Source organism: Janthinobacterium sp. ROICE36 (genome assembly GCF_002869965.1).
In the GTDB taxonomy this organism is placed as follows: domain Bacteria; phylum Pseudomonadota; class Gammaproteobacteria; order Burkholderiales; family Burkholderiaceae_D; genus Janthinobacterium.
The window spans coordinates 103,622-118,542 of sequence record NZ_PEBS01000003.1; the positions used below are offsets into that span (position 1 = coordinate 103,622).

Annotated in this window: 15 protein-coding genes; 6 read left to right on the top strand and 9 right to left on the bottom strand. The window is 62.3% G+C overall.

What is annotated here, in order from left to right:
• Positions 1–77 precede the first annotated feature (77 nt).
• The 4 genes from rpoZ to CSZ94_RS02420 all read right to left on the bottom strand — a co-directional run bounded on the left by rpoZ (position 78) and on the right by CSZ94_RS02420 (position 2,330).
• On the bottom strand, positions 78–281 hold the full coding sequence (rpoZ, locus tag CSZ94_RS02405; RefSeq protein ID WP_010400723.1) for a DNA-directed RNA polymerase subunit omega: 204 nt from the start codon (positions 279–281) through the stop codon (positions 78–80).
• A gap of 53 nt (positions 282–334) precedes the next feature.
• Entirely contained in the window at positions 335–973 is a 639-nt protein-coding gene (gene gmk, locus CSZ94_RS02410; protein WP_077407781.1) for a guanylate kinase, read from the bottom strand.
• Between the two features lie 136 nt (positions 974–1,109).
• The gene (locus CSZ94_RS02415; protein WP_102120039.1) at positions 1,110–1,436 is read right to left on the bottom strand and encodes a hypothetical protein; all 327 of its coding nucleotides are present in this window, start codon (positions 1,434–1,436) and stop codon (positions 1,110–1,112) included.
• Between the two features lie 3 nt (positions 1,437–1,439).
• Positions 1,440–2,330: a YicC/YloC family endoribonuclease gene (locus tag CSZ94_RS02420; protein WP_102120040.1), complete on the bottom strand. Its 891-nt coding sequence runs from the start codon at positions 2,328–2,330 to the stop codon at positions 1,440–1,442.
• Positions 2,331–2,608: 278 nt separating this feature from the next.
• Here CSZ94_RS02420 and rph point away from each other — a divergent pair, with 278 nt between their 5' ends.
• The 3 genes from rph (at position 2,609) to hemW (ending at position 5,340) form a co-directional block, all read left to right on the top strand.
• A complete protein-coding gene (gene rph, locus CSZ94_RS02425; RefSeq protein WP_102120041.1) occupies positions 2,609–3,337 on the top strand; it encodes a ribonuclease PH in 729 nt (242 codons plus the stop codon).
• A 138-nt stretch (positions 3,338–3,475) separates the two neighbouring features.
• Positions 3,476–4,069: an RdgB/HAM1 family non-canonical purine NTP pyrophosphatase gene (rdgB, locus tag CSZ94_RS02430; RefSeq protein ID WP_102120042.1), complete on the top strand. Its 594-nt coding sequence runs from the start codon at positions 3,476–3,478 to the stop codon at positions 4,067–4,069.
• Entirely contained in the window at positions 4,066–5,340 is a 1,275-nt protein-coding gene (hemW, locus tag CSZ94_RS02435; protein ID WP_102120043.1) for a radical SAM family heme chaperone HemW, read from the top strand. The genes rdgB and hemW overlap by 4 nt, the downstream gene beginning before the upstream one ends.
• Before the next feature lie 6 nt (positions 5,341–5,346).
• On the opposite strand, the gene CSZ94_RS02440 is transcribed toward hemW, so the two are convergent.
• Positions 5,347–6,531 carry a tetratricopeptide repeat protein gene (locus CSZ94_RS02440; RefSeq protein WP_102120044.1) on the bottom strand — a complete coding sequence of 395 codons (1,185 nt, stop codon included), beginning with the start codon at positions 6,529–6,531 and terminating at the stop codon, positions 5,347–5,349.
• A gap of 129 nt (positions 6,532–6,660) precedes the next feature.
• Positions 6,661–8,379 (bottom strand): methyl-accepting chemotaxis protein, encoded by a 1,719-nt coding sequence (locus CSZ94_RS02445; protein WP_102120045.1) that lies wholly within the window; start codon positions 8,377–8,379, stop codon positions 6,661–6,663.
• A 144-nt stretch (positions 8,380–8,523) separates the two neighbouring features.
• Here CSZ94_RS02445 and CSZ94_RS27870 point away from each other — a divergent pair, with 144 nt between their 5' ends.
• Positions 8,524–8,745, top strand: a complete 222-nt coding sequence (locus tag CSZ94_RS27870) for a hypothetical protein (RefSeq protein WP_180977330.1) — start codon at positions 8,524–8,526, stop codon at positions 8,743–8,745.
• Between the two features lie 260 nt (positions 8,746–9,005).
• Positions 9,006–9,866: a hypothetical protein gene (locus tag CSZ94_RS02460; protein WP_180977331.1), complete on the top strand. Its 861-nt coding sequence runs from the start codon at positions 9,006–9,008 to the stop codon at positions 9,864–9,866.
• Between the two features lie 66 nt (positions 9,867–9,932).
• Here the strand turns inward: CSZ94_RS02460 and tal are convergent, their stop codons facing one another.
• The 3 genes from tal to zwf form a co-directional block, all read right to left on the bottom strand.
• Complete coding sequence (gene tal / locus CSZ94_RS02465; RefSeq protein ID WP_102120047.1) at positions 9,933–10,868, bottom strand: transaldolase; 936 nt, start codon at positions 10,866–10,868, stop codon at positions 9,933–9,935.
• 78 nt (positions 10,869–10,946) lie between these two features.
• Positions 10,947–11,801 carry an SIS domain-containing protein gene (locus tag CSZ94_RS02470; RefSeq protein ID WP_034750862.1) on the bottom strand — a complete coding sequence of 285 codons (855 nt, stop codon included), beginning with the start codon at positions 11,799–11,801 and terminating at the stop codon, positions 10,947–10,949.
• Positions 11,802–11,885: 84 nt separating this feature from the next.
• The gene (zwf, locus tag CSZ94_RS02475) at positions 11,886–13,358 is read right to left on the bottom strand and encodes a glucose-6-phosphate dehydrogenase (protein WP_102120048.1); all 1,473 of its coding nucleotides are present in this window, start codon (positions 13,356–13,358) and stop codon (positions 11,886–11,888) included.
• 564 nt (positions 13,359–13,922) lie between these two features.
• Between zwf and CSZ94_RS02480 the strand changes: the two genes are divergently transcribed.
• A complete protein-coding gene (locus CSZ94_RS02480; RefSeq protein ID WP_102120049.1) occupies positions 13,923–14,876 on the top strand; it encodes a chemotaxis protein in 954 nt (317 codons plus the stop codon).
• The last annotated feature ends 45 nt before the right edge of the window (positions 14,877–14,921 follow it).

Here is a 14,921-nt window from a genome sequence, read left to right on the forward strand (position 1 = left end):
CGTCGCGTTGCTTTACAGTGTGAATAAAGGATACGGTAGAACCAGGGGTCAGCACTGTTCCGGCACGCGGGTTCCCACTACATCGGGACCTTTTTCAGCATTTCGATGCCGACTTTACCGGCAGCGATTTCACGCAGCGCGACAACGGTAGGCTTGTCCTTGGCTTCCACCTTAGGGGTGTGTCCTTGCAACAACTGACGTGCGCGGTAGGTTGCAGCCAGGGTCAGCTGAAAGCGGTTAGGGATCTGTTTCAGGCAATCTTCGATGGTGATACGGGCCATAGTAACTCCTAATAGTGGTGCGTGGCGCTGTGTGAACTGGCGTGCAGGGACGATTATTCTGCGTGCAGGCCCAGCTGGGCGAATAGCGATGCGTTGCGGGCCGCTTGTTGCGCAAACCGGCAACGGGCCGCTCTCACGATCGCGCTCAGTTCGGACAAAGCGACCGTAAACTCTTCATTGATAATAACATACTCGAACTCGGGAGCGTGTGCGATTTCGCCGCCGGCCGCCAGCAGGCGGCGCGTAATCACATGCGGCTCGTCCTGGCCGCGCTTGTTCAGGCGCTCTTCCAGCGCATCGATCGATGGCGGCAGGATGAAAATGCCGGCGGCGCGGGGGAATTGCTTGCGTACCTGGCGCGCGCCCTGCCAGTCGATTTCCAGCAGAATGTCGGTGCCGGCCAGCATTTGCTGTTCCACCATGATGCGCGAAGTGCCATAGTAATTGCCATGCACTTCCGCCCACTCCAGGAATTCGCCCTGGTCGGCGCGCGCGACAAAGTCTTCCGCTGTCGTGAAATAGTACTCGCGGCCGTGCTGCTCGCCCGGACGGGGCGCGCGCGTGGTGGTCGAGATCGACAATTTGATGCCGGGCTCTTGCGCCAGCAATGCATTGACCAGTGTCGATTTGCCGGCGCCCGATGGCGCGGCGACCACGAACAGGCTGCCGGAGAAGGCGGTAGGGTGGCTCATGCGGATCTTTCAATAATCGTGTTGTTGGCGCCGATGCTCGCGCAAGCGGCGCCCAATCCGGTATTTTACCAAGAGGCAAGGCAGCGAGCCAGTCCCTGCTGGCGGCATGACAAAAAACAAACTGTCCGGAGCAGCCTCAGCGGGGCAGCCGGCCCACGGCGATTTCACCCGCATTCAGGATGATGGCCCGGCCATTCACATCGGTGCAGTCGCGGTTACTCAGGCGCACGACGGTGGTGTCGACGGACACTTCCGCGCCCAGGCTGCTGCGCGAGCAGATGCGATAAGAGGCAGGATCGGCGCCCGTGTAGATGGCGGCGCCGCGCTCCTTGAGCACGAAGCAGCCGGAGGCGCAGCTTTCGATAGCGTACGGCGATGGCTGCTGCGCCGTTTGCGCCTGCGCGCCTGCTGCCAGCAGCGCCAGGGCGGCGCTGGCGAGTATCCATGTGCGTGGCGTGGCCATCGCTTACTCCAGGTTCTGCACTTGTTCGCGCATTTGCTCGATCAGCAGCTTCAAGTCCATCGAGGCGTCGGCCAGTTCCTTGACGGACGCCTTGGCGCCCAGCGTATTGGCTTCGCGATTCAGTTCCTGCATCATGAAGTCGAGGCGCTTGCCCACTTGCCCGCCCTTGGCGAGGATGTGGCGCGTTTCGCCCAGGTGGGCCGACAGGCGCGCCAGTTCTTCCGAGACGTCGATGCGGATGCCATACAAAATGACTTCCTGGCGGATGCGCTCCATGGCGTCCTGGCGCGACAGGGCCGAATTCGAGCCCTGGCTGGCCAGGCCCAGCGCATCTTGCATGCGTTCGATGGCTTTTTGCTGGAAGGCCGCCACCACTTGCGGAATCAAGGGCGTGATGCGCTTGACGATGGCTTCCATCGCTTCGATGCGCGACACCAGCACCGTTTCGAGCGCCGCGCCTTCGCGCTTGCGGCTGTCAACGAAGGCCGTCACGGTGCGTTTGGTCAGCGCGCCCACGTCCGCCTGCAAGGATTCTTGCCCCACTTGTGCTTCTTCGATGACGCCAGGCCAGCGCAGCAGTTCGGCCACCGTCATGACGGGAGCGGAGACAAAATGCTGACCCACTTCGTTTTGCAGGCGCGCCAGTTCGGCCAGCAGGGGCAGGTTCAGCGCCTGCGTGCCGGCCGTCGCAGCCTTGCGGCCAAAGCTCAGGCGTACCTCGACTTTGCCGCGTGTGATGGCGGACATGACGGCGGCACGCAAGTCAGGCTCCAGCGCCCGCAGATCGTCGTTGATGCGGAATTGCAGGTCGAGAAAGCGCGAGTTGACGCTCTTGATTTCAATTGTCAGTGTGCCTGCAGCACCTTCGCTGGTGGCAACCGCGTAGCCTGTCATGCTTGAAATGCTCAAAGGATTCCCCGATTTGATCTTGTATACAGTCACTTATACACTTAATCAGCCAGCGCAGGCAATACCGCCCGCGCCGCAAAACAGGACCGAAGAGCGCGATGGCCTGAAAATTGCTGAATAGTGTGCGTTTTACGGCATTGTAAAGAAAATTGTGTTTGGTGGGGCAGGATTGTAGGGATCGTGTGTGCAAGCCGCCCTGCGCCGTGTCATGGCGCCGCAGTGGTAAAATCGCGACCGCAACCCCAATCACACAGGACACTCCCATGACATTTGAATCCCGCCCGAGCGGCCGCGCCGTCGACGCGCTGCGCGCCATCCGCATCACCCGCCAGTACACCAAGCATGCCGAGGGCTCGGTGCTGATCGAATGCGGCGACACCAAGGTCATTTGCACCGCCAGCATCGAAGACAAGGTGCCGGGTTTCCTGAAGGGCAAGGGCCAGGGCTGGTTGACGGCCGAGTACGGCATGCTGCCCCGCTCGACGCACACCCGCATGGACCGCGAAGCGGCGCGCGGCAAGCAGTCCGGCCGCACGCAGGAAATCCAGCGCCTGATCGGGCGCTCGCTGCGCGCCGCCTTTGATCTGCAAGCGTTCGGCGAACGCACCCTGCACCTCGATTGCGACGTGATCCAGGCCGACGGCGGCACGCGCACGGCTTCGATCACGGGTGCCATGGTGGCCGCGTATGACGCGTTTTTCCAGCTGCAGGCGCGCGGCGCAATTGCCGCCATCCCCGTAAAAAGCTTTGTCGCCGCCATCTCGGTGGGCGTCTACCAGGGCATGCCGGTGCTGGACCTGGACTATGTGGAAGATTCGGGTTGCGACACGGACATGAATGTGGTGATGACGGAAGCGGGCCACTTCATCGAAGTGCAGGGCACGGCCGAAGGCGCCGCGTTTGACCGCGCCGGCATGAACCGTTTGCTGGACCTGGCGCAGGGTGGCATCGCCGACCTGATCGCCCTGCAGAAGCAAGCATTGGGGATCTGATCTTTACATCGATTTACATCCTGTTGCCCGCCGCACCGGGCAACAAGCCCACATTTGCCGCCGTTGAGCGCGGCAGTGGGCCAAGGTGAGGGGAGCGCAAAGGGTTTACAATGTCGGCACTTCAACCGGACTACTGACATGACCCAACGCCTCATCCTCGCCTCCAACAACGCCGGCAAGCTCAAGGAATTCAACGAGCTGCTCTCGAGCATCGGTTTTTCCGTCCACGCCCAGGGCGAGTATGCCGTGCCGGAAAGCGACGAACCGTTCCATACCTTCGTGGAAAACGCCTTGCAAAAGGCGCGCCATGCGTCGCGCCTGACGGGCTTGCCGGCGCTGGCCGACGATTCGGGCGTGTGCGTGAATGCGCTCGGTGGTGCGCCGGGCGTGTATTCGGCCCGTTATGCGGGCGAACCGAAATCGGATGCCGCCAACAGCGCCAGGCTGATCGCCGACCTGGAAACGCATGCCGACAAGTCCGCGTATTACTACTGCGTGCTGGTGTACGTGCGCCATGCGGACGACCCGCAGCCGGTGATCGCCGACGGCCGCTGGAATGGCGAGATGATCGCCCTGCCGCGCGGCCAGGGCGGTTTTGGCTACGATCCGCATTTCTACCTGCCTGCGCTGGGCAAGTGCGCGGCCGAACTGACGTCCGATGAAAAGAACGCGCTGTCGCACCGGGGCCAGGCCCTGCGCGCGCTGGTCGACAAACTGCGGACCCTGCGATGATCCCGATCAAACTGGTGGGCGCCGTTGCCAAATCTGTAGCGAAGCCAGGAGCCTCGCCCGCGCCGCAGGAAGGCATTTCCGGCGCGGCGGGAGCGGCGCTGAAGTACCTGCAGCCGGGCGCGCTGAACCTGACGGCGCTGCCGCCGCTATCGCTGTACATCCATTTCCCGTGGTGCGTGAAAAAATGCCCGTATTGCGATTTCAATTCGCACGAGGTGCGTGGCAGCTTTCCGGAAGAGGAATACCTGGCGGCGCTGCGGCTGGACCTGGAAATGGCGCTGCCGCTGATCTGGGGCCGCAAAATCCACACCATCTTCATCGGCGGCGGCACGCCCAGCCTGATGACGGCAGCGGGGCTGGACCGCCTGATGTCGGACGTGCGCACCTTGCTGCCCCTGGAGCCTGATTGCGAAATCACCATGGAAGCCAATCCGGGCACCTTCGAAGCAGAAAAATTCAAGTCCTACCGGGCCAGCGGCATCAACCGCCTGTCGATCGGCATCCAGAGCTTCAATGGCCGCCATCTGCAGGCGCTGGGGCGCATCCATGACGACCATGAAGCGCGCCGCGCGGTGGACATCGCGCACGCCAACTTCGACAATTTCAATCTCGACCTGATGTACGCGCTGCCCACGCAAACCCTGGCCGAGGCGCAGCAGGACCTGGAAACGGCGCTGTCGTTCGCGCCGCCGCACCTGTCGCTGTACCACCTGACCCTGGAACCGAACACCCTGTTCGCCAAGTACCCGCCGGTACTGCCGGACGACGACGAAAGCGCCGACATCGCCGACATGGTGGCCGCGCGCGCGGCGCAGGCCGGTTATGGCCGCTACGAAGTGTCGGCCTACGCGCAGCCGGGCCGCCAGGCAAAGCACAACCGCAATTACTGGGAATTCGGCGATTACCTGGGCATCGGCGCGGGCGCGCATTCAAAAATCTCGTTCCCGCACCGCGTGCTGCGTCAGGCCCGCTACAAGCAGCCGCGCGCCTACATGGATGCGGTACTGGCCGGTAGCCCGGTGCAGGAAGAGCGCGAACTGGCACGCGAGGAAATGGGTTTTGAATTCATGCTCAATACCCTGCGCCTGACGCAGGGCTTTTCGCCCAACCTGTTCGCCGAACGCACCGGCCTGGCCATCAACGCCATCGAGCAGCCGCTGAATGCGGCCGAAGCAAAAGGCTTGCTGTACCGCGACCACCAGATCATCCGCCCGACGGAGCTGGGATTGCGCTTTTTGAACGATCTGCAGCAGATGTTCCTGGAAGACTGACGCCGCTTAATGCGCGGCGGCGCGCAGCCGTAGCAGCTTGGCCGCATACAGCCCGTGCTCGCTGCGCGTGGTGCTGTTGTCCATCGCCAGTTCCAGCTGGCGTCCGGCCTGCGCCAGCTGGCCCATGCGCGCGTAGGCCTGCGCCAGCCAGAAGTGGAATTCATGGTAGTAGGGGTCGCGCGCGATCTCGCGCTTGAACAGGCGTGCCGCTTCCTGGTAGTCGGCGATTTCCATGGCGCGCTGGCCCAGGTTGAAAAAGTGGAAGGGCGGCTCTGGCTGCAGGGTCAGCAATTTGCGCCGCAGCAGTTGTGCTTCGTTCGCACGCCCCAGGCCGTCGAGTGCCTGCGCCAGATTGGACAGCAGCACGGTGTTCGATGGCGAGCGTTCCAGTGCGTAGGCGAGCGTGCGTCGCGCCGGCTCGATGTCGCCGTGGCGCAGCTGGATGATGCCCAGGGTATTGAAGGCGCCCGCAAACGTGGGGTCTTGCAGGATGGCGGCGCGGGCATACCAGTAGGCTTGATCGAGCTCGCCGCTGGCCATGGTTTCGGCGGCGCGATTGTTGAGGTACATGGCCAGGATGGTCGCCTCGCCGATTTGCAGCGTGCGCTGCCCTGCGAGGTCCTCGCCTGGCAGGAAATCGATGAGCAGGACGGCATCGGCGTCGTAGCCGACCGCATTGCTGAGGGGGCGGCGTTCCAGTGCGAGATTGACGTGGCCGGCGACGAAATACATGCCGCCGCTGCGGCTCCAGCTTTCCTCTCCCAGGACCACCTGGTAGTGCACATCGATTCCCATTTCCTTGGCCAGTGCGGCCGTCATCAGCACCAGGGACAGGCAATTGCCGCTGCGCGCGTCGAACGCCTGTGCCGCCGTGCGCGTCATGTCGGCATCATATTCCAGCTGCAGTCCCGCCCTGTTGCGCAGGGCATCGGCGAGCGCGCGGCGGGGATTCTTGCCGCGCCCCTCGCGCGCGATATCGACACGCACATAGTGCCGCATGGCATCGCTCATGGCAAACGCCTGCTGCGGGTCGACCGCCACGGTGGGCGCGGCGAAGCGGGCATCGTTGAACAGGTCGGGCGGTGGTGGGGTGGCGGGCGCCGTGGCGCAACCGGCAAGGGCTGCGCACAGCAGCAAGGCGAACAGCAAGCTCAGGCGCAGCTGTTCTCTGATGTCGCTGATACATTTCATGTTCGTGCTCCCGCAGAACGATGTCAAGCGCCACACGTATTGTTGCCTGTGGTGCGCCATGCCACCTGAAACAAGTATCCGCCCGCGCCAGGGCGCTGTCAAACCCTCTGAGCAGCCCTGTTGCCCGCCTTAAAATTCTTCCCAGTCCTGCTCGCCAGCCACCTGCGCCTGGGGCTTGCGTGCAGGAATCGCGCTCCTGGCCGTAGTGCCTGGCTGCCTGGCCGCTGCGCTCCTGGCTGTCGGCTTGACCAGTTGGGTGGCAGCCGGCCGCGCGCTACGCACCGGCGCTGCCGTGGCCACGTGTTCGAGCTGGAAGCCGGCCGCCACTTGCGCCAGGCGCGCCGCCTGGTCCTGCATGCTTTCGGCCGCTGCCGCCGCTTCTTCCACCAGGGCCGCATTTTGCTGCGTCACCTGATCCATCTGCGCGATGGCCTGGTTGACCTGATCGATGCCCAGGCTTTGCTCGGCGCTGGCGGCAGTGATTTCGGCCATGATGTCGGTGACTCTGCGCACGCTGTCGACCACTTCGCCCATGGTGTTGCCGGCCTGCTGCACCAGCCGCGTGCCGTTATTGACCTGTTCCACCGAGTCGCCGATCAGGGTCTTGATTTCGCGCGCCGCCGCAGCCGAGCGCTGCGCCAGGCTGCGTACTTCCGTGGCGACGACGGCAAAGCCGCGCCCCTGTTCGCCGGCGCGCGCCGCTTCGACGGCCGCGTTCAAGGCCAGGATATTCGTCTGGAAGGCGATGCCGTCGATGACGCCGATGATGTCGACGATTTTCGTCGATGCCGTGTCGATGGCACCCATGGTGTCGACCACCTGGCTGACGATGCTGCCGCCCCGTTCGGCCACACCCGAAGCGGCCACCGCCATCTGATTGGCCTGGCGCGCATTGTCCGCATTCTGCTTCACGGTGCTGGTCAATTCTTCCATCGACGACGCCGTCTCTTCCAGCGAACTGGCTTGCTGCTCCGTGCGCGCCGACAAATCCTGGTTGCCGGCGGCGATTTCGCCCGATGCCGTGGCGATGGCGTTGGTGCCCGTTTGCACTTCCGACACTACCTTGCGCAGTGCCTCGTTCATGCCGTGCAGCGCGCGCATCAGGTCGCCGATTTCATCGCTGGCCGCCGTGCCGAAATGCGTGCGCAAGTCGCCATCGGCCACCGTTTCGGCCACTTTGACTGCGGCCTTCAATGGCTGCGTGATCGAGCGCGTGATCAGCCAGGCGCAGACGCTGCCCAGCGCCACCACCAGCGCGCACAAGGTCAGCAGCAGGGTGAAGCTGCGTGCATTGGCCGCTTCGATGGCTTGCGCCGTGGCGTCGATGGCCTTGCGCTGCTGAGACAGCAGGGCCTTGACGTTGTTCTGGTAGGCGGTGGCGGCCGGCGCGAAGCTGTCGCGGTAGGTGCTTTCCGCCTGCGCCGCGTTGCCGCCCTTGCGCGCATTCATCACCAAGGTCTTGGCATCCTGGTATTTGACGCGTTCGGCGATGGAGGCCTTGAAGATGGCCTTTTCTTCGTCGTTGTCGAGCAGTGCTTCGATCTTCTTCAGCAGTTCGCTGCCCTGCTTGGTGCTGTCGGCGATGGTCTCGGCAAACACGCTCGACAGGGTCTCATCCGTGCTCTTGGCGATCATCGAGGTGCGCGCGATGGCCGAGTAGATCAGCACATACCAGTCCGAAACCAGGCGCTCCTTGGCCAGCGGTTTTTCCATCATTTGCCGCGTCGCTTCCGCATTCACGCGGGCACTGTACAGTGCGTACGAGGTGGAGATCACAGATAACAGCAGCACCAGCGCGAAGCCTGCAGCCAGGCGCGTGCCGATACGAAGGTGGGAGAGAGCGTACATGGTCGGACTCCTGTCGCAGAGGGGAATTAAATTGCCTGTGCGACATAGTATGCACTGATAATTGACCAACAGGTAAGCGAAAAAACGGCCTGTTTTGCTGACTGTTGCAGCCACGCCCATGCGCCAGTCGCGCATGCGTGCCGCGTGATCCTGGCCATTGGGCAGGCTGACTACGAAGGCGGCGAGGGCGAGACGAAGATCCTGTTGTTGCGTGCGCTATCGCCGCTGCGCGGCCACCGGGTCGGAAAACGTGGCAGCGGCCATGCGCCGGGCGCCGAACAGCCAGCAATCGAGCTGGTGCAGGATCAAGCCTTTCTGCCTACCTGCGGCAGCAGGGACGATGGCGACGTCAAGCGCGCAAGCTGATGTTGGCGATGCGGGCGCGGGCGCGGCGGCCCAGGCGGATGGAGATATGTGAATGCATGCGTAGTCGCTGGCGGCCTGTAGCCAGGTATTTTACCGCCAGCGCGGCGCCAGGATACAGTCGCGCCCGTTATAGTCACATTGTTAGTATTGATAAATTACTTTAAGGCAATCATTCTCTTGAGAAATGTTGCATAATATTGGACGTTGAATTTTTGGCACTGCCAAGGATTCCTTATGTCTTGCTTTTTTATAGGAATTGTATGCAACTGAATCACGCTTTTGTTCTGACCCTCATCGCTGGCTCTCTTGTCGCCTGCGGCGGCGGTGGCGGCTCTTCTTCCCCAGCTGACCCGGTAGTCGCCGTGAATCCACCCGTGACGCCCGTGGCACCTGTTGCCCCGCCAGTGGTGCCTGTCACGCCGACGGCCGCCGGCGAAAACACGGGCAGCGTCAGCGCCCGTTTCGTCAATGGCGACAACAGCCGCTTCATCTTTACGTCGATCGGCTTGCAGAGCAGTGGCAAGGCCAGCCTGCTGGTACAGGATGCTTCCGGCGCCTTGAGCAATATCGGCAGCATCGTTCTGACGGGCAACCCGGCCGTGACGCGTGAAATCAGCGGCGACGCCAGCTTTGCGCAGGGACGCTGGTTCAAGGGCTCATTCAGCAATAGCTCTGGCGCCACTACGTTGAGCGGCAACAATGCCAGTGCGCATTACATCGCCTATAACGTGCTCGCCGCACTGCCAGCGACCGGCACGTTCACCTGCGATGCGGGCACATTCACGGCGCCAAGCTATACGGGCGGCAGCAGCGTCTCGTCGACCGCTTACTTTGCTACCGTCAGCGGCAATGCCAGCCTGTCCTTTGATGCTTCCGGCGCCAAGGTGGCACTGGCCATCGATGCCAGCGCAGGCGGCAGCACGGGCAAAGTATCGGCTTCCACCACCATCGCATCGGCGGCGTCGAGCAGCATCACCGGCGGTTATCTGTCGAATGGCACGGGCGCGCAGCTGATGCTGGGCGACGGCGGCGCTGGCCGCTATCTGCTGATCGCCGCCTACAAAACGCCACTGGCAAATGGCGCCAATTACCAGGGCGTGGCCACGTTCCGTTGCTCCTGATCGCGCAGGCATGAAAAAAGCGGCGTCCGTGCACTGCACGGCGCCGCTTTTTTTCGCCCGTCGTGATTAGCGCAGTGCCGAGATCATCTGTTTCAGCTTGCCGGAATCGACGCAGAAGGCGCGGATGCCTTCGGCCAGTTTTTCCGTCGCCATCGCGTCTTCATTCATCATGAAGCGGAACGCTTCTTCGTTCAGCGACATGTGCACGATGTTGGTCGATGGCGCCGCTTCGGCGCTCAGCTTGCGCTCCACCGGCGTATCGCTGTCGGCCAGCTTTTGCAGCAGGTCGGGACTGATGGTGAGCAGGTCGCAGCCGGCCAGTTCGAGGATTTGCGAGGTGTTGCGGAAGCTCGCGCCCATCACCTCGGTCTTGTAGCCGAACTTGCGGTAGTAATTGTAGATGCGGCGTACCGATTGCACGCCAGGGTCTTCCGCGCCCTTGTAATCGATACCCGTCGATTTCTTGTACCAGTCGTAGATGCGGCCGACGAAGGGCGAAATGAGCTGCGCGCCCGCTTCGGCGCAGGCGATGGCCTGCGCCAGCGAGAACAGCAGGGTCATGTTGCAGCGGATGCCTTCCTTTTCCAGGATGGCGGCGGCGCGGATGCCTTCCCAGGTGGAGGCGATCTTGATCAGCACGCGCTCGCGGGCAATGCCCGCGTTCGAATACAGGGCGATCAAGTCGCGGCCCTTGGCCACCGTGCCTTGCGTGTCGAACGACAGGCGCGCATCGACTTCGGTGGAGACGCGGCCAGGGATGGTTTGCAGGATTTCCACGCCAAACGCGATCAAGAGGCGGTCGATGATCTCGGCGGTGGAGGCATTCGGATGGTCGCGCACGGCCTTTTCCAGCAGCGGCTTGTATTCATCCTTTTGCACGGCCTTCAGGATCAGCGACGGATTTGTCGTCGCATCGCGCGGCGTGTAAGCCTGGATCGATTGGAAGTCGCCGGTGTCGGCCACCACGGTAGTAAATTGCTTCAGTTGTTCGAGTTGGTTCATGGCTGCACGGGAAAGAGTGAAAGGGCTTGCCGGCCTATTGTACATAATCCGGCCAGTCCGCCCGTGCTCTTTATTGCCTTAACCTATGAAGGAGTCGAACTGCATGTCGAATTCCTGCAAGGCCTTCTGTGCATTCTGCATCTTCTTGCGGAATTCAGGCCCGCGCTGCAGGGCCAGGCCCACGGCCAGCACGTCGATCACCACCAGGTAGGCCAGGCGGGCGGAAATCGGGGTGTAGGGATCGGTGTTGAAGACCAGGTCGATCGGGATCAGCACGGTGGCCAGGTCGGCCAGCGGCGTGCCCGAGGGAGCCAGCACGACGACGTCGGCACCGCCGCGGCGCGCCAGTTTCACGGAGCGCACCAGGGCAGGGCTGTTGCCGCGCTGCGAGATCGCCACCAAACAGTCGCCGCCGCGCAGCAGGGCTGCGGCGATGCTGTGGATGTTCGGGTCGCTGTAGGCCACCGTCGGCACGCCCGAACGGAAGAACTTGTGCTGCGCGTCGGCCGCCACGATGCCTGACGTGCCCTGGCCATAGAATTCGATCTTGCTGGCGCGCGACAGGATGTCGAGCGCGCGCTGGATCGCTTCCGGGTTCAGGTTGTTGCGCAGGTCGAGCAGGGTGTTGATCGAGCGGCTGCAGATTTTATTCACCAGGTCGGCCGCCAGGTCGTCCTGCGCCGGCTGCTCGTTCGCGCCCGGCATGGCCAGGGCCAGGCCCTGCGCCAGTTTCAGCTTGAATTCATGCCAGCCGTCGTAGCCCAGGGTGCGGCAAAAGCGCACCACGGTCGGTTCCGACACCTGCGCGCTTTTCGCCAGCGCCGTGATGTTCTGGCTGACCGTCTGGTTCGGCTGGTCAAGCACGGCCAGCGCGACCTTCTTCTCCGACTTGGAGAGCGAATCGAGCTGGGTGCGGATGGAGTCAAGCAGCATCAGGGTAGTCTTTTGGCTAGGTGTTCAGGAGTGTGAAATGGATGATTGGCCTGCCCAGGCATGGGCAGGCCCCGGTCTTGCCTGTTAATCCTCGGGTAAAGCCTCTTCACGCCACTGCAAGCCATCGCGGCCGATCAGGGCGCTGGCCGCTGCCGGGCCCCAGGTGCCGGCCGTGTAGGGAATCGGCGCGCTGTCGTTCTGTTCCCAGTTGTCGAGTATCGGTTCGACCCATTCCCAGGCCGCTTCCAGTTCGTCGCCGCGCATGAACAGGGTCAGCTGGCCGCGCAGGACGTCGAGCAGCAAACGCTCGTAGGCATCCATGCGCGGCGTCTTGAACGATTCGCGGAAATCGAGTTCCAGTTCCGCCGGCTTCAAGCGCATGCCGTCGCCCGGGGTTTTTGCCATCAAATTCATGCGCAAGCCTTCGTCGGGCTGCAAACGGATCACCAGGCAGTTCGGCTGGAAGCTGGACGTGGGCTGGTTGAAGATCGAGTGCGGAATCTGCTTGAAGCGCACGACGATCTCGGCCAGGCTGTCAGCCATGCGTTTGCCCGTGCGCAGGTAGAACGGCACGCCGGCCCAGCGCCAGGTGTCGATTTCCGCCTTCAGCGCGACGAAGGTCTCGGTGCGCGAATGCTCGGGCGCATCCGGCTCGTCGCGGTAGCTCGGCACGGTGACGCCGTCGACGTGGCCGGCGCGGTATTGGCCGCGCACGATGTTTTGCGCCAGGGTGGTGGGCGTGAATTTTTTCAGCGAGCGCAGCACTTGCAGTTTTTCATCGCGCACGGCGTCCGGCGCGATCGAGGTCGGCGGTTCCATGGCGACGATGCACAGCAGTTGCAGCAAATGGTTTTGCAGCATGTCGCGCAGCGCGCCCGAGGTGTCGTAGTAACCCATGCGGTTGCCCACGCCCAGTTTTTCGGCGATGGTGATCTGCACGTCGGAAATCCATTCGCGGCGCCACAGCGGTTCGAACAGAATGTTGCCGAAACGCAGAGCCAGCAAGTTCTGCACGGTTTCCTTGCCCAGGTAATGGTCGATACGGTAGATCTGCGATTCCTGGAAGACCTTGCCCACTTCTGCATTGATCTGCTTGGCGCTGGCCAGGTCGCGGCCCAGCGGTTTTTCCAGCACCACGCGCGAGCTCGGCGTCACCAGGCCGTTTTCTTCCAGGTTGTCGCAGATCAGCGCGAACAGGTGTGGCGGCGTGGCCAGGTAGTACACGCGCGTCAGCTCGGCATCGCCGCGCAGCGCTTCGACCAGCGGCGCGTAGGTGGCCGCATCGCTGGCGTTGAGCGACACATACACGATGCGCGCGCAGAATTTGCTCCAGGTGGCGGCATTCAGGGTGCTGGCCTTGATGTGGGGGCGCGAGTTGGTCTCGACCATCTTCAGGAAGGCATCCTGGCCGCTGTCCTGGCGGCCCACACAGATGATGCGCGCCGTCGGCGGCAAATCGTTCGCGACGTCGCGCGCATACATTGCAGGCAGCAATTTGCGCATTGCTAAATCGCCGCTGCCGCCAAACAGGACCAGGTCAAAATCGGTAAGTGCCATAAGTGAGTGTCGTCGCAAAAGTAAAAGGGCCGGAGCGGGGAAGAGGCCGACCGGAAGTGCCAGTCTGTCGCTACTATATTCGGTGGTGTAAATTTACTACGTAGAACAGGCAATTGCAAGAAATTTTACTACATTCCATTTCCTGGCGTCGCAGTTTTGCCCGCTATACTTGCCAGCGGCGCAGGCAGGGTCATTATATGCCGTTCGCTGGCGCGGGCACGCTGTCACGCTTTGCACAGGGCTTTTCAAAGCAACCATGGTTGCCAGGGAAATTTCCGATTCTCTCCATCATCATTTGCGCTGTAGCAACAAGCAAATCAAGAAATGCTGTCAGGATCGCCGTTGGCAGCGTAAAGTAGCTTTGAAGAAAGTAAAAAACCGTATAATTCAAGCTGAAATCGATAGCAACTATTGGTTGTAAGAAATTGTACGATATACACTGCACTGCTAGCGTCGGCCATGCCCCGAACCCGCCATCCGACGTCCATGCGACGTGCAGTCCGCACTGCCCGCAGCATCAGGGGTAGGCAGACTTAACTTTACAAGACGGCTCAAGGGGACACAATGAATTCAATGCAGCAAGATGTCGATGAACGCACCAGCCTGACAGGCAATAACAAATTCGAACTGTTCCTGTTCAAGCTGGGCACCAGCGATCACTCGACCAGCCGCGAACTGTTCGGCATCAATGTGTTCAAGGTCCGTGAAATCATGGAGATGCCGGTCATTACGGCGGTGGCCGGGTCGCACCCGCACATGCTGGGTGTGGTCAATATCCGTGGCCAGATCGTGCCCGTGATCGACTTGCCGATGGCCGTCGGTTGCAAGAGCAGCGGCTTGAAGATCCTGATGGTGACCGAATTTGCCCGCTCGACACAGGCGTTTGCCGTGGAAGAGGTCGATGAAATCGTGCGCCTGGAATGGAATCAGGTGCTGTCGGCCGAATCGAGCGTCGGTGGCGGCCTCGTCACCAGCATCGCGCGCCTCGATGGCGACACGGACAAGACGCGCCTGGCGCAAGTGCTCGATGTGGAGCAAATCCTGCGCGACGTGCTGCCGTCGGGCGACCCGGACGTGGACAAGAACAGTATCGGCCCGCAAGTGCGCTTGCCTGCCGGCGCCGTGATCCTCGCGGCCGACGATTCCTCGCTGGCCCGTTCGCTGATCGAGAAGGGCCTCGAAGCGATGGGCGTGCCCTTCATCATGACGAAGACGGGCAAGGAAGCGTGGGAACGCCTGCAGGCGATCTCGGCCCAGGCGGCGACCGAAGGCAAGACGGCGAAAGACAAGGTCGCGCTGGTGCTGACCGACCTGGAAATGCCGGAAATGGATGGCTTCACCCTCACGCGCAACATCAAGAACGATGGCCGCTTCTCCAACATCCCCGTGGTGATCCACTCGTCACTGACGGGCTCGACCAACGAAGACCACGTCAAGGGCGTGGGCGCCGATGGTTATGTGGCCAAGTTTGTGGCGGCGGAACTGGCCGAGACCATCCGCAAAGTATTGGCACGCTAATCTTCGCGGTGGAATATCAAAAAGCGCCGGTACCCGCAAGGGTCC